General features: G+C 53.9%; 17 protein-coding genes. 10 read left to right on the top strand and 7 right to left on the bottom strand.

Annotation, left to right across the window (positions count from 1 at the left end):
- Positions 1 to 22: 22 nt before the first annotated feature.
- The 3 genes from J5441_08215 to J5441_08205 all read right to left on the bottom strand — a co-directional run bounded on the left by J5441_08215 (position 23) and on the right by J5441_08205 (position 2,820).
- Complete coding sequence (locus tag J5441_08215) at positions 23 to 1,990, bottom strand: hypothetical protein (GenBank protein MBO4935130.1); 1,968 nt, start codon at positions 1,988 to 1,990, stop codon at positions 23 to 25.
- Positions 1,991 to 2,170: 180 nt separating this feature from the next.
- Positions 2,171 to 2,443, bottom strand: a complete 273-nt coding sequence (locus J5441_08210) for a hypothetical protein (protein MBO4935129.1) — start codon at positions 2,441 to 2,443, stop codon at positions 2,171 to 2,173.
- Positions 2,440 to 2,820, bottom strand: coding sequence for a TnpV protein (locus J5441_08205; GenBank protein MBO4935128.1), 381 nt, complete (start codon positions 2,818 to 2,820; stop codon positions 2,440 to 2,442). Before J5441_08205 ends, J5441_08210 begins: the two co-directional genes overlap by 4 nt.
- Before the next feature lie 389 nt (positions 2,821 to 3,209).
- On the opposite strand from J5441_08205, the gene J5441_08200 reads away from it, so the two are divergent.
- From J5441_08200 to J5441_08170, 7 genes are all read left to right on the top strand, one after another.
- Positions 3,210 to 5,336 (top strand): hypothetical protein, encoded by a 2,127-nt coding sequence (locus J5441_08200; protein ID MBO4935127.1) that lies wholly within the window; start codon positions 3,210 to 3,212, stop codon positions 5,334 to 5,336.
- Entirely contained in the window at positions 5,326 to 6,240 is a 915-nt protein-coding gene (locus J5441_08195; GenBank protein MBO4935126.1) for a glycyl-radical enzyme activating protein, read from the top strand. The genes J5441_08200 and J5441_08195 overlap by 11 nt, the downstream gene beginning before the upstream one ends.
- A 308-nt stretch (positions 6,241 to 6,548) precedes the next feature.
- Positions 6,549 to 7,730 (top strand): hypothetical protein, encoded by a 1,182-nt coding sequence (locus J5441_08190; protein MBO4935125.1) that lies wholly within the window; start codon positions 6,549 to 6,551, stop codon positions 7,728 to 7,730.
- Between the two features lie 99 nt (positions 7,731 to 7,829).
- On the top strand, positions 7,830 to 9,245 hold the full coding sequence (locus J5441_08185) for a spore germination protein (GenBank protein MBO4935124.1): 1,416 nt from the start codon (positions 7,830 to 7,832) through the stop codon (positions 9,243 to 9,245).
- Complete coding sequence (locus J5441_08180) at positions 9,242 to 10,357, top strand: GerAB/ArcD/ProY family transporter (GenBank protein MBO4935123.1); 1,116 nt, start codon at positions 9,242 to 9,244, stop codon at positions 10,355 to 10,357. Before J5441_08185 ends, J5441_08180 begins: the two co-directional genes overlap by 4 nt.
- Positions 10,339 to 11,454, top strand: coding sequence for a hypothetical protein (locus tag J5441_08175; GenBank protein MBO4935122.1), 1,116 nt, complete (start codon positions 10,339 to 10,341; stop codon positions 11,452 to 11,454). The genes J5441_08180 and J5441_08175 overlap by 19 nt, the downstream gene beginning before the upstream one ends.
- 89 nt (positions 11,455 to 11,543) lie before the next feature.
- Positions 11,544 to 11,735, top strand: coding sequence for an alpha/beta-type small acid-soluble spore protein (locus J5441_08170; GenBank protein ID MBO4935121.1), 192 nt, complete (start codon positions 11,544 to 11,546; stop codon positions 11,733 to 11,735).
- A 111-nt stretch (positions 11,736 to 11,846) separates the two neighbouring features.
- Here J5441_08170 and acpP read toward each other — a convergent pair whose 3' ends face one another.
- Both acpP and J5441_08160 read right to left on the bottom strand, forming a co-directional pair.
- The gene (gene acpP, locus J5441_08165; protein MBO4935120.1) at positions 11,847 to 12,074 is read right to left on the bottom strand and encodes an acyl carrier protein; all 228 of its coding nucleotides are present in this window, start codon (positions 12,072 to 12,074) and stop codon (positions 11,847 to 11,849) included.
- 82 nt (positions 12,075 to 12,156) lie between these two features.
- Positions 12,157 to 12,645 (bottom strand): LemA family protein, encoded by a 489-nt coding sequence (locus tag J5441_08160; protein MBO4935119.1) that lies wholly within the window; start codon positions 12,643 to 12,645, stop codon positions 12,157 to 12,159.
- Positions 12,646 to 13,037: 392 nt separating this feature from the next.
- On the opposite strand from J5441_08160, the gene J5441_08155 reads away from it, so the two are divergent.
- From J5441_08155 to J5441_08145, 3 genes are all read left to right on the top strand, one after another.
- A complete protein-coding gene (locus tag J5441_08155; protein MBO4935118.1) occupies positions 13,038 to 14,681 on the top strand; it encodes an AMP-binding protein in 1,644 nt (547 codons plus the stop codon).
- A gap of 118 nt (positions 14,682 to 14,799) precedes the next feature.
- Positions 14,800 to 16,959: a pyruvate formate-lyase gene (locus J5441_08150; GenBank protein ID MBO4935117.1), complete on the top strand. Its 2,160-nt coding sequence runs from the start codon at positions 14,800 to 14,802 to the stop codon at positions 16,957 to 16,959.
- Positions 16,943 to 17,743: a glycyl-radical enzyme activating protein gene (locus tag J5441_08145; protein ID MBO4935116.1), complete on the top strand. Its 801-nt coding sequence runs from the start codon at positions 16,943 to 16,945 to the stop codon at positions 17,741 to 17,743. The genes J5441_08150 and J5441_08145 overlap by 17 nt, the downstream gene beginning before the upstream one ends.
- 399 nt (positions 17,744 to 18,142) lie before the next feature.
- On the opposite strand, the gene J5441_08140 is transcribed toward J5441_08145, so the two are convergent.
- Together J5441_08140 and J5441_08135 are read right to left on the bottom strand one after the other, a co-directional pair.
- Positions 18,143 to 18,685, bottom strand: a complete 543-nt coding sequence (locus tag J5441_08140; protein MBO4935115.1) for a hypothetical protein — start codon at positions 18,683 to 18,685, stop codon at positions 18,143 to 18,145.
- A gap of 43 nt (positions 18,686 to 18,728) precedes the next feature.
- Entirely contained in the window at positions 18,729 to 19,340 is a 612-nt protein-coding gene (locus J5441_08135) for a hypothetical protein (GenBank protein MBO4935114.1), read from the bottom strand.
- Positions 19,341 to 19,352: the final 12 nt, after the last annotated feature.

Genomic DNA, 19,352 nt, shown 5'->3' with positions numbered 1-19,352 from the left:
CGTTGTTTGTAAAACGGATGGATCAATCAATGTGATAGGGCTCGATCTTCGTTACCTTTCCCGCGAAAACGCCGTCGGGCAACGGATTATTGAGCAACTCGTCGTAGTTGTATTCCATTTCGAGAGTCGCCATATCCGAATAATACGTATTGCCAAAGATGTCGGTGGCGACGAATACGTAATAATATGTGCTTCCGGAAAGAGGAACTTCGGTTATTTCACTGAACAGTTCCTCAAATTCCAGTTCTTTCACTTCAAATTCTTCGCCGAATACCGGAATATACTCGTCTCCGTTTCTGATAAGGCATTCCGCCACCTGAACGGTATCTCCCTCCCAAGGGTTGTAAAACTCGTTCGGCAGCCAGTTTTCCTTCATACTGCTCCAGTTTCGCGGCGCGTAAAAGCGTTCTTCTTCGCCTTTGTTCAGATAAAAGTGATAGTGCATATTACCTTTTCTGCCGTTGATCGAGATTGGGGCGCTGTATTCTATCACGGTCTCTTCTATGCGCACGGGAGCGTAACAGATCGGGTGACCGTTATACAGTCTGCGCGTTCCCTTGAAAGCAGAGCAAAACGTCAGATCGTCCCAGTCGCTTTCGAAATCGATATCCGAATACAAGATTCGCTCCGTACCGTCCGCGTCCCTTTCGATCAGGTTATACGTCACCGTGGAGAGATACTTTTTGCTCTCCTTCGTCAGCGACACCTTGAAAGCGCCGTTTTCCGCCACGGAGCCCTTGTCGGAAAAAGTGACAGTCTGTTTCGGTGCATTCAGATAATAGGTGGAGAGGAACGCGTTATACGGTTCGGATACGCCGAGAGAAATATACTCGGTGATTTCTTTTTCGTTATAGTCAATAGGATAATAGAAAGAGATCCCGCCGTTGTTTCTCTCCTCAGCAGTTACCGAATAGACGACCGCTGCCTCCACGATCTCGTACATCTTAACAAACTCGTCGAAATCACTCAATGCGAGAAGCTTTGTAAAATCGAGAAAGTCGATCATGTTCGAGCTTCCTTTGAAAACGCTGTCGTAGCCGAACTTTTCGCACCGTTTCGCGGCGGCGATCACCTTTGAAAAGGCGTTATCTTTCCCGACGTATTCCGACAAATCCCGTCCCAGGGAATCAAGGCGTTCAAATATCGGATCCAGCCCCGACAGATCGATCACGGAAAGGGTGGAAATATCCGCTTTTTTGCTCTTTTCACATTTCGCCATAAAGGAATCACAGATATCCTTGCCGACCTCCGTCGGATCCTCTTTTGACGAATACGACTCCACGACCGCTTTGTAATCCCAGCCGCCCGACGGAACGATCTCCTCCGAGGCGACAAGGTACCGGGCGAAATCCTTGATATAGTCGGCGGTCTCTATCGTCGCCATCAGGCAGGCGTCAAAGCTGATGATATCGAATTTTGTGTAGAGTCCCACGTTTTCAAACGCCGATTTCAATTCCGCAAGCGTCAGTGCGTCAAAGCTGTAATTTTCGTCAAAGCATACGCCCTTTGCGCTCCCGCCGCCGTGATCCCAGAGAATAAGCATATTATTCCTTGTACGGTATTTATCCTGTCCCCATTTGAGAAAATCGGAAAGCGTCTCGCTTTGACCCATATTGAGTTGGGAAAGCGTCTCGAGGAGGATAAGTTCGCCGTTCTTGACTTCATACCGCTGCGCCGCCGTATTGCTTATCCCGTGGGAGCGCCAGGTCTTGGCTCCGCCCGTCTGGATGACGATATTCAGATCGCCTGCATCTGCCGCGAGTATCTCGTCAATGTTTTTTCCGGCGAGCCCCTGTTTCGTCTCGAGATTCGAGCCGCACATATAGATGAACAGGGTTCGTCCGTCGGTGAGCTCAGGCGGCTGCTCCTGTCCTCCTGTATCGCTTGTAGTCGTCTGTCCGGCATCGGGTTTATCGCAAGACGACAGCAAAGCAATCGACGAAACGATCACTGAGCAGATTAGTATAATCGTTATCAATCTCTTTATCATAGGCTGTTCTCTTTTCTTTCATATTCGGCTTCTATCTCATATCATTATATCATAAGATTGTGACAAAATCTACTGCCTTCGGGGAAAACGCTGATACGTTCGGTGCGCTTTTTACAATCCTATGAAAGTTTATATGAAGACAGCGGCGGGATTCCTCCCGTCGCTGTGCGTTATATATGCCTATTGCATGAGCGGAACGCCCGTCTCGATCATCAGCCGGACGCCGAGCCGGAATCCGTAGGAGAACGCTTCGACCTCTGCCGTAGCGTTCATTTCTTTTACCGCCGATTCGTATTTCTCAAGCAGTACGGCTTGCTCGGGGGATAAAGAAGCGCTGAGTCTTTCCTGATCCTTTGCCGCAATGCGAAGTAGGTTTTTGTACTCTTTATTCCCCTCGAGGAATTCTTCGACCGGATGGACGTTCCCGTACCATAAGTTTTCAAGTAAAGTCATGCGAACACCACCTCGCTTTCCACGATCTCTTCGGCGCGGTTGCGGATGTTGTTCATCCTGCGCACCCATTCCATCTGGTCGGCGGCTTTTAATTGTTCGGTTACGCCCTCAGCCTGTATCATTTGCTCAACCAACTGAGAAAACAGTTCTTCCGCTTGCCGGTCAACCTCTTCGATCTGCTCTTTCAGTTTGCCCGACAGCATAAGCCCCGAATATGTAGCCCGCTTATGGTTACGCAGATAATCGTGATACATCATTCCGAATCTGCCGACCTTTGGTGTCTCCGGTGCTTTCAGGCAGGGATAATAGTAATCGCCCACTAATTCATATTTCAGCCCGGTCTTTTCGTCAATGATATACTTCTTTAATTCTTTCATGATCTGAAACCTCCAAAATTTCTTTGTTTTTGTTGTTTCAGATAAGTCGAACGGTTGTTACGGTCGGGCATCGGAATGTGTATCGCGCCGGATTTCATCATAAAATTCACTTGCGTTATGAACACTCCGACCATAAAGAGACGGTTATTCTGATAGAATAGCCGTTTCTTTTGTTTTGCCTTAAAAGTGCTTGAAATAATGGCTTCTTCGAGTTTTTGGGTATTCAATAGGCAAACGATACAGGTCAAAACCGGGTCTATAAAAAAACTTTGATCCTGATAAACTTATTTCCCCCAACCACTTGATTATTCTCTGCAAATATGGCATAATTGAAAAGAACAAAGGGTGTATTGTGTTAGAATTGTGTCCTGTTATAAAGGAGTTAAAGTATGGTTTTTCCTACCGCGTCAAGCGTAAAAAGACCGATTCGGTTGTCTGCAAAAATAAGGAAATGGGCTTGGGAATCCTTGCAAGGAAAATACGGGACAGAAGCAATGGAGACGCCATATCTGAATGTTGTCGATCCTTCTTTTGAAGAGCTTACACCGATCGAAAAATATGACTTTTTACTTGAAAAAATCGCAAGAGAAGCACCGATACGGATTTGTGAGGAAGAACTGGTTTCCGGATCCGCAACGCTCGGCGCGGCTATATGGCATCGCGTGCCCGCTTTTTACAAAAATAAATTTGTTTTTTCTTCCATTAGTCATCTGACGACGGATTATGAAACGACGCTTGATAAAGGCATAGATTTTTATTCGGAAAAGATTGAAGAAAGACTAAAAGACTGCACCCTTTCGGACAAACAGAAAAAATTATTGTTCAGTCTGAGAAATGTGATAAAATGCCTTAAAATTTATCACTTGCGTTATCTTGCGGCCGTTAAGGATCTGAAACCGGATATTTATGAAAACTTGTTGCAGGTTCCTTTTCAACCTGCAAGGACTTTTCACGAAGCGGTGCAGTCGATCTGGTTTATATTCTCGTTTCTTCGTTTGACAGGGAATTTCCCGGGTATAGGCAGAATTGATAAAATGCTCGGCAAATACTATGAAAATGATGTAAAAAAAGGTCTGTTGACGAAAGAAAAAGCAAGGGAGATTTTAGCATCATTCTTTATTAAGGGGACGGAGTGGATACAAAAAGATACTCCGCTTGGCAGCGGCGACGCGCAGCATTATCAAAACATTGTTTTATCGGGTATCGATGCGGACGGAAATGATGTTACCAACGAGGTGACATATCTTGTTCTCGATATCATAGAAGAACTCGGCATATCGGACTACCCGGTTTCCGTAAGGGTCAATAAAAATACGTCCCGCAGACTACTCGATAAAGTCGCACGCGTAATTCGCCACGGCGGCGGGGTGGTGGCTTTATATAACGAAGAGCTCGTTATCAAGGCGATGACAAATTACGGTTATCCCGAAAGAGACGCCCGCGATTTTGCAAACGACGGTTGTTGGGAAGTTCAGGTTCCCGGAAAAACCCGGTTCGAGTATCATTCTTTCGATTCGCTCTGCCTCTTGCAGAAGGTTACTTTAAACGATTATGAAAATATAGAATTTGCCGATTTTGAAGAGTTGTATCATAAATATATTTCCGATCTTCGCGATGAGGTCGGAAAACTATATGCATCGGTAGAAAAATATATCGACAATCCCGACGACAACCCGTATTACCGTTGGTTCAATTCACAGACTCCTTGCTCGGCTGTATCGCTTTTTGAGAACGATTGTATAGAAAGCGCAAAGTCATATTGTAACGGTGGCGCCAAGTATTCCGTTTTATCTCCTCATATCGGTGGTATTGCGGATACCGTTAACAGTCTATATGCGATCAAGAAACTTGTTTTTGATGAAAAGATCGTTTCTTTCGGATCTTTTATGACCGTTCTTAAAAACGATTGGAAAGGTAACGAGGCTTTAAGAAATCGTATTTTGTCTTATCAATATTATGGCACGGACAACGACGAAGTTGACGGGATATACGCTAGAATACTTCACGATTTTTATCTGATTTGCCGTGAGTTCGATACGAAGGTGAATTTTCTCTTTCCTGCCGGCGTTTCGACTTTCGGAAGGCAGATCGAGTGGGCAAAACAAAGATTGTCGACGCCTTTCGGCGCGTATCAAGGCGCTGTACTGGCTGGCAATTCGTCACCGACCCCCGGAACGGATACCGTTGGTGCAACGGCGGTCATCAATTCTTATTGCAAAGCAGACCTTTCGGAAATGGTAACGGGCACGGCGTTATATATCAATATTTCTCCGACCGCTTTGTCGGGTAAAAACGGTGTTGCCGCAATCAAGTCGCTGATTCTCGGATTTGTCGATTTGGGCGGATACTTTTTACAGATGGATACCGTAAGCGCGGACACCTTGCGAGCCGCGCAGAAGGATCCAAAGGCATATAAAACGCTGTCGGTCAGAGTCTCCGGTTGGAACGCTCGTTTTGTGACGCTCACGAAAGAGTGGCAGGATATGATCATAGGAAGGACAGAACATGAAGGATGAAAACGGGATTCGGCTTCCGATCACGAATATACAGCGCTTTTCGACGCACGACGGACCCGGAATCAGGACTACGGTGTTCTTGAAAGGTTGTCCGTTAAACTGCAAGTGGTGCCACAACCCCGAAGCACAAACGCCTCTGCCGCAGTTTTTTTATACGCCTTCTTTGTGTATCGGATGTAAGGCGTGTGAGGGCGTATGCCCCGGCAAAGTCCACAGATTTATTACGGAAGAGCACCTCGTTTTACGCGAGAACTGTGTCGGGTGTTTAAAATGCTGCGATGCTTGCCCCTCGGGTGCGCTCGAAAGCGCATACAGGACGTTGACTTTGGATGAAATTATTTCGGAAGTCAAAAAAGACGAAGCGTTTTACGGTAGGGACGGTGGGTTGACTTTGTCGGGAGGGGAGCCGATGTATCACGGCGAAGGGTGTGTTCTGCTTGCGGAAAAAGCCAAGGAGCAGGGTATCAACGTCGTGATGGAGACCTGCGGCTCGTTCGACCCGAGATACCTGCCGAGGCTGAAAAAATCGGTTGCTCTTTTCCTTTGGGATGTAAAGGACACCAATCCCGAAAGACACAAAGCGAATACGGGAGTCGATAACGGTTTGATTCTTGAAAACCTTTTTGCGCTCGACCGCATGGGTGGAAAAACGATCCTGCGTTGCATTATGATAAAGGGAATCAACATCGACGAAGGTCACCTTGATGCTTTGGCAAAACTGTTCAAATCGTTAAAAAACTGTAAAGAGATACAGATATTTCCTTATCATCAATACGGCGAAGGCAAATATGCTTCGCTCGATAAGAAGTATACCTTGACCAAGGAAAACATCCCTGATCGATCCGAGCTGAAAAGGATCAAACAAACGCTGATCGAAAAAGGCTGTAAGTGCGTTATGACATGAATCGGCCGGAAGAGCTGTTAAAAGAAAAATATATACCACTGCGCCATTTTTGCCCAAGATCGCAAAAATGTAATGGACGCATCTTTCGAGGAGGGTAAGCACTTACCCTCCTCTTGTGGATTCTATCAATATGTGCTGCGCAACACATGCTGAAGCGTCTCCTGTTCGGGGACGCTTTTTGCGTTCGCGGCAAAAAGAAGCGGCGCCTAAAAGTTACAAAATAGTTACAAAACTGTAACTATTTTGTAACCGATTTTTTCCGTTTTATATGCTATAATACAATCGTAAAGCAAAAAGGAGGGATCGTTATGAAAAAACTGATTTCGTTTATACTTCTGTTCTGCCTGTGCTTCACCTTCGCCGCGTGCGGCAAGAACACGCCCGCTCCAGCGAACAGCGGAACGGAGCCGGATTCGTCGTCTTCAGGACAGTCTTCGGAGCAGTCCGGCGGGCAGCAGACCGAAACCGGCGAGCCTAAAATCACGTCGATAAATCTGCGCGAAAAGGCCGGCGCCGAGAGTGTATACGATATGTTCGACTACGGAGACGGCTTCGTCGGCGTTGTGATCGTTAAAACCGTCGACGGCGAGAGAAAGATGTTCCTGCGCTTCATAGACACGAATTACGGCTGGCTCGCCGACGGCGAATACGAGCTCGGCGCGTGGGATCACTGCATCATAGTCGACCGCGGCGATTCGCATTACGTCTGCTGTGATAATATGACGGTCGAAGTCAGCGGAGATCCGCGCGCGAACGTAAAAGTCGAAAAGCTCGACTCAGACCGCAGATACGAGCATGACGACGAGCGGTTCCTCTCCCCCGACGGCAAGTGGTATGCGACCCGCGCCGCGGGCGAGCCCGACAAGCGGGGCGACGCGATGCTCGTCAACGTTGAAACCGGCGAAGAAATCGTTCCCTACGTCGGCGTCAACAACGGCAACTTCGAGGATACGACCGCTTCCATGCCGCTCGGCTTCGCGGGCGACAAGTTCATCTTCAACGTATCCGGCTACGAATGGATGAACGGATACGGCGTTTATGATATCTCCACCGGCGAAACGCAGCTTTTCGATAATCTCATCGACGTAGGAGTTTTCCCCTGCGAAAACCACCTGACTGAGCGCGTTCCCTATATCGTAGACCGCACCGAGTTCGGCTATATCGATCTCTCGAATCCCGGCGTCAGAGTGCCGCTTTACAACCGCGAAAAGAGCTCCGTCAGCGAGTACGAAGCGCAGTTCCGCGATACGCTCGAAGGCTCCGACTATTTCCACGCGTTCAGCGGCGCCGGCGGCAGGTATCTCTGCGTCGCCGCGGAAAGCGCGCAGAACGGGCTTGTCTTCGCCGCGTACGATATGCAGACGTTTGAAAAAATCTGCGAACACAAAGAAGCGGAGTACAGCAGCTCGGACGTTTTGAGCGGAAACTCAGTGGTGTTTATGATCAACACCGTGGCTGAGTCGAGAGCGCTGATAATCACCCTGCCGTAACCGAATAAAGAGGCGCGAAAGCCGAAGCGATCGCTTCGGCTTTCTTTTTTTGCGTTTATTTTCCTGTCCCGAGGGCAGAATATACCCGGAGGTGAGAAGATGACGGAGCAGAACGCGGCGGCGCGTTTCACGGGCAACGCGCGAGCCAACGCCGACGCGGTGAAGGCGCTTTTCGCCGAGAACACCGACCTGACCGAACGCCGCGTTTTCGGCGCGGACGGCGCGGAATACGTCCTGCTGTTCCTCGACGGCGCGGTCAACAAGGAGGCGCTGCAGCGCTTCGTCATACTGCCGCTTTCCGCGTCGACGGCGGACGAGGCGCCGGAGGCGCGGCACGCCGCCGCCGGCGTTAAGCTGCCCGCGACTCCGCGGGAGGCGGCGAAGGCGCTCTGCGCCGGATGCGCACTGCTTGTTTTTCCCGGCGGCAGAGCGCAGGCGCTGGAGCTTCGCAAGCCCGCTCCGGACACCGGCAAGGAATCGTCGCCGGAGAACATAGTACTCGGCCCTCACGCGCGGTTTCAAAACTCCTGCAAAAGCAATATCGCGCTTCTGCGCGACTGCATACGCACGCCCGACCTCGCGTTCGCGGAATACGAGCTTAAGTCCGGCACGCTGACGAAGGTCGCGGTCTGCTACCTTTCCGGCACGGCGGACGAACGCGTCGTCGAGGCGGTCAAGAAGCGCGTCTTCTCCTGCGCCGCCGCGAACGTCAAAAGCGTCGGCGAATTCACAGAGCTTTTTAAGGAAGACCGCCTCAGCCCCTTCCCGCAGTACGTCACGTCCGAGCGCACCGACCGCGTGACGGAGGCGCTGCTGCGCGGCTGCGTTGCGGTCATCCCCGACGGTTCGCCGTGGGCGATAATCGCTCCGGTCAGCTTCACCGACTTCCTGAAAAGCCCCGAGGACAGCCACTCGCCGTGGATATACACGAGCCTGATACGGCTGCTCCGGCTCGTCAGCGTCGCGATAACTATAATCACTCCCGCGCTATACGTCGCGGTGATGTCCTTTCACCCGCGTATGCTTCCGGTCAAGCTGATGCTTTCGGCTGCGAGCGGACGCGCGGCGGTACCGCTGCCGGCGATAGCGGAGGTGGTGATAATGGAGATATTCATCGAGCTGCTCCGCGAAGCGTCGACCTCGATGCCGCCCAACGTCGGCTCCACGATAAGCATCGTAGGCGGAATCGTCATCGGCGAAGCCGCGATCTCCGCAGGGCTCGCAAGCCCCCTGCTCGTCGTGATAATCGCGATATCGGCGGTGACTTCGTTCACGATACCCGTCTACTCTATGGTCGTCTCGCTGCGGACGGTGCGCTTCTTCTCGCTGCTGCTCGCGAGCATATTCGGGTTTTACGGGCTGGTGATGTCGCTGATCTTTATGGCGATACACATGGCGTCGCTGAAAAGTATGGGACGGGATTACCTCTTCCCCGTCGCGCCTATGCGGCTGAAGCGCTGGAAACGCGATCTCGTGCGCTTTCCGCTGCGGTGGGTACGGGGTGACGGCAGATGAGAAGCTTGACGAAAAACGACGGGCTGTCCGTCTTCCAGCTATGCGCGCTGACCGCGATGGGCATGGGAATGGGCATGCCGAACGTGAACGTGACGTATATGTCACCCTATCGGCAGGGCTTTATCGCAAACAGCGCTGCCGCCGTCGCGCTGGCGCTCATCGCGCTCGTTCCGGTGCTGCTGCTTGCGCGGGCGTTTCCCGGGCGGACGCTTTACGAGTATTCGCCCGAACTGCTCGGAAAATACGGCGGCGCGGCGCTGAACGGCGCGGTCGTTCTCGTCGCGGTGTGGACCGCGGCGAGCGAGATACGCCCGACGATGAACGTTCTGCGCTCCTATCTGCTGCCGCACACGCCGGTAGCGGTGACGACGGCGCTGATAATCGCCGCCGCGTGCTACGCGCTGCGCGGAGGCGTCAACTCAGTAGCGCGATGCGGCGAGTTTTTCTTCGTAACGGCGGCGTTCTGTCTCGCGGTGGTGGCCGTAATGTCCGCTCCCTATCTCGATTTCACGTACTTTTCGCGCCACCTGCGGTTTGGCGGGATCGCGGAAAGCGCGTCCGCGGCGTTCTCGGTCTTTTCCGGTTTCTTCCCTACGTGGATGCTGCTGTTTTTCGCGCCGTTCGCGCGGCGCGGACGGTTGTTTGTCCCGGTCGGACTCACCGTCGCGGCCGCGGGCGCGGCGTTCCTGTTTCTGGCGGCGGTGGTGCAGTCCGTATTCGGCACGGTCCTGCCTACGGAGATGTTTTCGCCCCTGCTGGAGCTGTCAAAGCTTATCGGCGGCGATTCCGGGCTTATGCCCGAACGCTCGAACATCATCTTTATGGTGCTCTATCGCCTGCTGCCGCGCTTTTTAAGCTGCGTTGCGGCGCTTTACGTCGCCGCCCTCGGGTTGGTAAGCTTCTTTCCGCGGCTGAAACCGTCTGCGGCGGGAGTTATCGTTTCGCTGTGCGCGTACGGACTGCTGCTCGTTCCGCTGAACGACGCGGAAATGATTGCCGCGGAGCATCTGTGCGAGCTTGCGCAGACAGGATTCATTCCCGTGATACTGATACTGCTGATAATAAGGGCTTTTCGGAACAGGAGGAACAGACAATGCGCGTTCTGCGGCTGACTGCGGCACTTACCGCGCTGCTGATACTCGGCGGTTGCTGGGACAACGTGGATATCAGCCGCCAGAACTACGCGATGGCGGTTTGGCTCGGCGCCTCCGAAGACGGCGTGGAATGCCTCGTCCAGTGCTGCGACCCCGTCGCTTCCGAAAACGGCGACGGCTCCGCGAACGTCATCGACGTACCCGGCGGCGGTGCGAACATTTCGGATGCGCTGGCGCAGGCGACGCGCAATTCCGGCAAAACGATAACATATGAGCACCTGCAGCTTATTATCATAGATCGCTCCCTCTGCGAAGGAAGCGTCGCCGGGTGCCTCGACTTTTTTCTGCGTTCCGCCGACGTGCAGAAGACGGTCAACGTCGTCGCCGCGGAAAGCAGTCCGAACGAGGCGTTCGCGATAAAGCCGGGCGGCGAGGCGTTTTACGAATACGCGGTCGGGCTTCTCGCGTCCGACATCCCGTCGGAGTCCGAGTTGATACCGGGCTCGTCGCTGCTTTCGATATGCCGCCTCGAAAAGGACGGACATGCGCTTTTTATCAATAAGATTCGCTATGACGCGGAGGCGGAAGCGGTCTTCCCCGACGGCGTTTTCATCTTTTCGGGCGGCGTTATGCGCGGCAGTATCGCGGCGGACGAATGGGAAAGCTACCGCTTTTTTGAGAAAAAAGAGGAGGAGTTCAGCGTCACGTGCGGCGTTGACGGGTACGGCGATAATCTCGGCTTCCGCTGCATCTCGAGCGAATGCCGCTTCAAAGCGGAGCGGACGCGGTACGGATTTGCGCTGAAGGCAAAGGTCGAAGCGCGCTTCACGCTGAGCGAGGGCCCGGCGGGCGGCGCTTCACCTGCGCTCGATCCCGAATTCTACGCCGCCGCCGAGGAAGCGCTCCGCGCGGAGACGCTGTGCCGCTGCAAAGCGCTTGCACTGACCGCGCAAAGCGAGCTGAAAACCGACTTCCTCGGTTTCGGCAGGGCTGTCGAAAACTCATATCCCGAATGGTGGGAGCGGAATTATGAAAAATGGGACGAGCTCTTCGCCTCATCCCCGATAACCTATGATATTTCCTGCTCCGTCATCACCGGCGGCGACGCGAAGTAGTTTTTTACAAAAAATGCCGATTATATCGAGCGCGAAAGCGCAGATACTAAACTTGCAAACGCTAATCTGACGAAAAAGGAGAGGTATTTGTGAGCAGAAACGGAACGCTGGTTCCCCAGGCCAAGGACGCTCTTAACCGCTTCAAGATGGAAGCCGCTAACGAAGTGGGCGTCAATCTCAAGCAGGGCTACAACGGCGATCTGACCTCCCGCCAGGCGGGCAGCGTCGGCGGCCAGATGGTCAAGAAGATGATCCAGGCCTACGAAAACGGTATGAAATAACCGAACGTCCGCATATGCGCGACGTTGCGCCGTCCTGTTCCTCCGGCGGCGCGGCTTGAAAAAAAGAAAGGGAGTCCGCTCTCGCGGGCTCCCTTTCGCCGTGTTTTTATATTACTGCTTCGCTTCGATGTGTTTCACCACGTCGCCGACGGTCCTGATCTGTTCGATGACTTCGTCGGGCACTTCGACGTTGAATTCTTCCTCGATCGTCATGACTATGTCGACGATGTCGAGGGAGTCGGCTCCGAGATCCTCAATTATGAGGGAATCTTCGGTCACTTTTTCGGGGTCCAGATCGAGCTGGTCGCAAATGATGTCTCTGAGCTTTTCAAATACCACGTTGTTACCTCCGTTTCGATTATCGGTTATCTTGATTAAATGATACCGCCTCGGCCGCGATTTGTCAATACATTTTTGAAGATTAAAAGAGCGGCTTCTCCTCGAACGAGAAGAACTTGACGACCGGTTTCATTATCGGCGTTTTGCGCAGATTCTCGTATTCCTCCGTCGCCTCGTTGTACTTCGCGTACTTATCCGCGATCTCGCTTTCCAGCGCGGAAAGCGTTTCGCACAGTTCGGCTCCCCTGCCGGAAGAAAGCGCGTCCGCCTTCTCAGCCAGCAGCTCCGAAAGCGCGGCGGCCATGAGCTTGTCGTGCTCCACGCGCTCCTCCGCCCGCTTGGCGTCGATCGCCGCCTGCCGCTCGGAAGCAACGGCTTCGCCTCCGCCGACGAGCTCAAGCAGTTCGGGCAGCGCTTCGTAGCGCCTGATGAACGCTTCGTCGAGGTCGACGTATTTCCCCTCGGAAACGATCTTTTTGATCGTCAGCTTGTTGAACATTCTTATTGTCGCGAACGCGGCGATGAAAAGCAGCACCACGATGCACAGTATTATTATTCCTATCGGACTCACAAACATTCCCACCTTTCGGAACAATTATAACATACGGCGGCGAAAAATGGAAGATTATTTCAAAAAACTATTGACAACACCCCTTTATTGTGCTAAAATCCACACATATTCAAAGGCTGTGAAGAGGAGTAGTACCCCGCACCTTCGGAGCATAGAGAGCGGCGGACGGTGGAAGCGCCGCGTTCGGAAGCGGGTGAAGTAGCCTCGGAGCCGCGGATCGAACGGCGCGTCGCGCTCATTAGTCTCCGCTGCGGACCGCCGCCGCATTACCAAATGGCACGGAGTTTTCGCTCCGGATGAGTGCGTGCTTCGGCACGAATTCGGGTGGTACCGCGCTGACGCGTCCCGGCTGACTGGCCGGGATTTTTTTATTGCTTTTCGGAGGCATCGCTATGCTGGAAAAATTCATCAACAGAATCGAATACGACTCCTACGAGGATTTCAAGGCGAACTACGCCGTAAACTGCCCGCCGGACTTTAATTTCGCGACCCACGTCATCGACGAATGGGCTCGCACCGAGCCGGACAGACGTGCGCTCGTCTGGTGCAACGACGAGGGCGAAAGCCGCGAATTCACCTTCGGCGAGATCTCGGAGCTTTCCAAAAAAGCCGCCTCCTACCTCGTTTCGCTCGGCATCCGCAAGGGCGACATGGTCGTCACGATACTCCGGCGCAGGCCGGAGATGTGGATCACCGCAGTGGCGCTCCACCGTATCGGAGCTGTGCTGATTCCCGCGAACTACCAGCTCGCCGCGAAGGACCTCGTCTACCGTTTCAACTCCGCGCACGCGAAGATGGTCATCGCCGCCGAGGACGACTGGGTAATACAGCAGGTCGAGGCCTCCGCGCCGCAGTGTCCCTCCGTCGAGAACCTGCTCCTCGTCGGAAACAAACGCGAGGGCTGGATCGACTACCGCGAAGGCATCGCGAACGCGAAGCCCGACTATACCGTCAACCCCGATATAAAGCTGACCGACCCGATGCTTCTCTACTTCACGAGCGGCACCTCCGGAATGCCGAAGATGGTCGTGCATAACTACCGCTACCCGCTCGGGCACATCGTGACCGCGAAGTACTGGCAGCAGGTCGTCGACGGCGGTCTGCACCTGACGAACGCCGACTCCGGCTGGGCAAAGTTCGCGTGGGGTCTGATCTACGGCCAGTGGATCTCCGGCACCGCGCTGCTCGGCTACGATCAGGGCAACAAGTTCTCCGCCGCGAAGTTCCTCGACGTCATCCGCACCTTCAAGCCGACCACCGTATGCGTGCCGGGCACGATATACCGCTTCCTCATAGTCGAAGGCCTGAAAAAAGAGGACTTCGCCTCAGTCGTGCACTGCTGCACCGCGGGCGAGCCGCTCGCGCCGGAGATAATCACCGAATTCAAGGAAGAGACAGGGCTCGAAATACACGAGGGCTTCGGCCAGTCCGAGAGCAGCGTGCTGATTGCGAATTTCCAATGGTTCAAGCCGAAATACGGCTCGACCGGCAAGCCCTCCCCCGTCTACGATCTCGCCATCTGCGCCGAGGACGGCTCTGAATGCGGCGTCGGCGACGTCGGCGAACTCGTCGTCCGCAACGCGAAGAAGGACAGCCCCTTCGGCCTGCTCTGCGGCTACTACGACGGCGAAAAGATAATCGACCACTGCGATGAAAACGGCCGCTACCACACCGGCGACCTCGCGTGGAAGGACGAGGACGGCCACATCTGGTTCGTCGGGCGCAACGACGATATGATCAAGTGCTCCGGCTACCGCATAGGCCCCTTCGAGATCGAGAGCGTGCTGCTTTCGCACCCCGCGGTCAAGGAATGCGCCATCACCGGCGCTCCCGACCCGCTGCGCGGGCAGGTCGTCAAGGCGTCCATCGTGCTCCACAAGGGCTACGAAGGCACCGACGAGCTGACGAAGGAGCTTCAGACCTACGTCAAGAAGATGACCGCGCCGTATAAGTATCCGCGCATCGTCTGCTATATGGACGCGCTCCCGAAAACCGTCACCGGCAAAATAAACCGCAAGGCAATCAGAAACGAATAAAACTCCGCAATATGAAAAACGCCCGTCTCCCGGGCGTTTTTCTTTTTCGATATTTCTCAAAAACGCATTGACAAATGTGAAATACCCGCTATAATTCGAGGTGAACGGAGGCGATACCATGTTTACTCCAAAAGACCACGCCGAGTATATAATCTCGTTTATAAATACGTTCCTCGAGCACGGGAACGGCCCGAAGGGCGCGCGCGAGCTCGCCTGCCTGCGCGTTTTCGCGAAAGCGTTTTTCCTGCCGTTTGACGACGGGGATATTTTCGCCGGAAGATACCGCGAACTCGCCGTCGGCTTCACGCCGCAGGAGCACGAGTATCAGGGCTATTATATGTACCCCGAAAAGGTCGAGGCCGTCGCCGCCGAGGTCGACGAAGCGACCGCGAAGCGCCTCCGCGAAGCCGCAGACCGCTTTCGCGGCAGGACCACGACCGCGAAAACGATAACCGCATATCCGGAAAAGATAACCTCACTGCTGCCGCCTATGGCGGACTACGAGGACGCCGCTTCCCTGCTCTACCGCATCGGCGGCACGTTTCCCGACTACGAAAAACTCGTCACGCTCGGCATTCCCGGGCTGAAGGCGGAGATCTCCGCGCGCGCCGCGAAAGGCGGCGACGCCGACTTCTTCGGCTCCATGCTCGGCGCGCTCGACCTGCTCGCAGAAATCGCCTTAAGCTGCGCCGAAGCCGCGCGCAAGGCGGGCAAGGACGAAATGGCGGCTTCGTGCGAAGGCATCGCCGCGCACGCGCCCGAGAATATGCACGAGGCGCTGCAGCTCATCACGCTTTTCGCGCATATTTCCGGCAACCTCGACTATGGGCGGCTGGACGATATCCTCGCCCCCTTCGCCGACGGGCTCGACGACGAGGAGATAATCCGCCTGCTCATCGGTTTCTACAAGCTCGTGGTTTTCCGCGGCTGGATATGGGACGGCCGCGTCATCGTAGGCGGACGCGCGCGCAAGCGCGAAAAGGCCGCCGACCGCGTCGCGCTGCTCGCGATCGAGGCGAGCCGCCGCTACCGCGAGGTACTGCCGCAGCTGACGCTCCGCTTCTATGACGGACAGGATCCCGCGCTTTTGGAAAAGGCGTTCGACAATTTCGCAGACGGCTACATCTACCCCATGCTCTATTCCGACGAGGTCAACGTCCCCGCCGTCGAAAAGTCCTTCGGCGTCAGCCGCGAGACCGCCGAGCATTATATGCCGTTCGGCTGCGGCGAATACGTGCTGGAGCACTGCTCGCTCGGCACCCCCAGCGGCACGATAAACCTGCTGAAGGTACTTGAAGCGACGCTCTTCGGCGGGCGCGATATCAGGCGCGGCAAGCAGATACTCCCGAAACGCGAATTCAGCGATTTCGAGACGCTTTTTGCCGCCTATTCCGCGAACGTCGACCTGCTTATGGAGGCGCTCGCGCTCCAGGAAAAGATCGAATACGACGTCACGGGCGAGGAAGCGAGCTTGCTCTATCTCTCCATGCTTTACGACGACTGCGTCGAGCGCGGGAAGCCGCTGCTTTCCGGCGGCGTCCGCTGGCTCGGCGGCACGATTGAGTCATACGGCAATATCAATACCGCCGACAGCTTAACGGCGATAAAGTCCGTCGTCTACGACCGCAAGCTCGCCACGCTCGACGAGCTGAAAGCGGCGCTCGCCGCGAACTTCGAGGGATACGAAGACCTGCGCCGCGCGCTGCTCGACTGCCCGAAGTACGGCAACGACGACGATGAGGCGGACGCGATGGCGGTCCGCGTTCACGAGCAGGTATGCGCAAGCGCGAACGCGCAGGCCGTGAAGGTCGGACTGCACACCTACAAGGTCGTCGTGATAAACAACTCCATGAACACTACCATGGGCGTGCTCACCGGCGCATCCGCGGACGGACGCGGCGCCTGCGAGCCGATGGCGAACGGCAACAACCCGACGGGCGGCCGCGACGTAAGCGGCGTCACCGCGATGCTCAACTCCCTCGTGAAGCTCGACCCGTCGATCCACGCCGGCGCGGTGCAGAACATGAAGTTCACCACTGAGATGTTCAACAAGTACCGCGAAAAGACGAAGGCGCTGCTCGCCGCATACTTCCGCAGAGGACAGCAGGCGATGCTGAACGTGCTCAACAAGGGCGACCTTGAGGACGCGCTCGTCCATCCGGAAAAATACCCCGATCTGATAGTCCGCGTCGGCGGCTTCGCGGCGCGGTTCGTAGAGCTCGACCCAGACGTTCAGCGCGAGATAGTTTCGAGGACGCTTTATGGGAACGATAATTGATATCGAGCGTTTCTCGCTCAATGACGGCCCCGGCATACGCACGACGGTCTTTTTCAAGGGCTGTCCGCTGAACTGCCTATGGTGCCACAACCCCGAATCGAAGAGCCCGCGCCCGCAGCTCTCCTATAACGCCGGCGCCTGTGTCGGCTGCGGCAGATGTGCGGAAGCTTGTCCGCGCGGCGTCCACTCATTCGCGGACGGGCACGCGGTCGATTTCTCCGCCTGCGCCGCCTGCGGAAAGTGCGTATCCGTCTGCCCCGCGAAGGCGCTGAAGATATACGGATACGAAGCGTCCGTGGAGGAGATAATGCGCGTCGTTCTGCGCGACAGGGCGTATTACGAGACCTCCGGCGGCGGACTGACCGTTTCCGGCGGCGAGCCGACCTTTCAGTTCGCGTTTCTGAAGGAACTGCTGACGCTCGCGAAGCGCGAGGGCGTTCACACGGCGGTCGAGACCTGCGGCTTCGCGCCGACGGAGCGCTTCGCGGAGCTGCTGCCGCTTTGCGATCTGTTTTTGTTCGACCACAAGGCGCCGACTGAGCTGCACGAAAAGCTGACCGGCGCGCCGGACGGCCTCATCGTCAAAAACCTCGCTTTCCTGCTCGACAGCGGCGCGAAGGTGATACTGCGCTGCCCCGTCGTTCCCGGCGTCAACGGCACGGACGAAGAGCGCGAAGCGTTCGCCGCGCGGTTCCCGAAGCTGCTCGCGGTCGAATACCTACCCTACCACGATCTCGGCAGGACGAAGGCGAAGCGCATCGGCGTTGACTACCCGACGTTTTGAGCGTCTCCCGACTTACGCTTGCACGTACAGTGATATTGCTTCGCAGTGGTATTTGCCTGCGGCAAGTGATATTGTTTTTTCAGAAAAACAGTGATATTGCGCCTTCGGCGCAGATAAAACAGAACGCGTACTGCACAGCAGTACGCGTTCTGTTTTATTCAGCGGCAGAATCCGCGGGGCTGTATCGGAGTCTGCTGACAGCGGCGGCATCCGCAGCAGAGCGTTCTGCGCAGATTGCACGCTCCGCGCCGCAGGCATCTGACGAAATTACACGGCGTCAAGTTGCACACACAAATCACCTTCGTTGGTATTGAGGTTTTATCCTCGGTCCATTATATGCGCCGTCGTCCGTTTTGTGTCCTGTTTGATAAACTCGCCGCTGCCGATGAGCTTGTCACCTTATTTTGCTTTACCTGTTCCTATTTCTTTTTCATAATCATAGAAGGTTACGGATTTCCCTTTCAAATCAATACCATCTTCTTTTATTAAAGAAATCGTAACCGCATCTTCATCTATCAACTCTATTATTGCCGGATACCTTCTGTTTTCACATTCAATCTCCAAAACTGAATTACCGCAAAAGAATAATCGCGGAAACTTAACACATGGCGAAACATCAAAACTGCATATGTATTCTCTTCCTGTCGCATCTAAGCCGTCGCGCCTAACAAATCTTGTTAACAAAATAGTTAATGCATAAAAAAGAATGTTTAATAAGAGAAATATAGCAAGAAATACATAAGATTTAAAAACAACAGAAAGAATCATTGATATAGTAGATCCAACCAATGTCATATATACGCTCCAATGACTAATCAGGGCTACCACATTACCGCAACTGCTACATCTTTTACTATAATTCGTAAACTCCAACACCCCAAAAATTTTTTGCCCTATTCTTAAAGATCTGCTCCCGCAGTATGGGCAATAATACTTTTTCATTTAATACCCCTTTTAAGTAATCCCATTCCTAACTTTTTCCAACTCAGCCAGCGATAAACTCTCCGCTGCCGACGAGCTTGTCGTCGTCGTAAACCTCAAACTTTCCGGCGTCGATAAGTCCCGCCGCTTTCCGCGGCTTAATAAATCTCACGTCGCAGGTTCCGTCCTCCCGCGAATAATTCGACAGGGCGGCGATATACATAGAGCCGACGTTGACTTTGTTTTTGTATTTCGCCCGTATGATATAGATTTTTTCTTCTGTGAATCCGCCCTTCAGGTCGATATTCGCTCTCGCCACAACGTCGTCTTCCGTGTTTGCTTCCATTCTGGTGAATATGCTGTATTTATAATCAGCAATACCGATCATTATCGCAAGTATCGCTGCCACGGCACAAGCGCAATACACAAACACATTCATTTTCAGCACTACAAAAACGATAACAGCGACCATAGAAACAATCAAACCCGGTATCAAAAAGCTGTATATCTTATTTCCTTTTACCTCTGTGCGCTTATACACTTCCTTGCCGCAGCTGGGGCAGGAAAACCAAAGCTTATTTACTGCTTTATTCCACCATGCAGGCACTCTTTTCCCCATAAATCTTTGATTACCAGACAAAGACCTTTCGCCGCAATACGGGCAGTATTTTTTCATTCTGTTCACCGC

It is taken from the genome of Clostridia bacterium (assembly GCA_017620395.1).
Taxonomy (GTDB): Bacteria; Bacillota; Clostridia; order Oscillospirales; family RGIG8002; genus RGIG8002.
The sequence above is the reverse complement of the archived record's forward strand: the minus strand, read 5'-3'. Positions and strand labels throughout refer to the sequence as shown.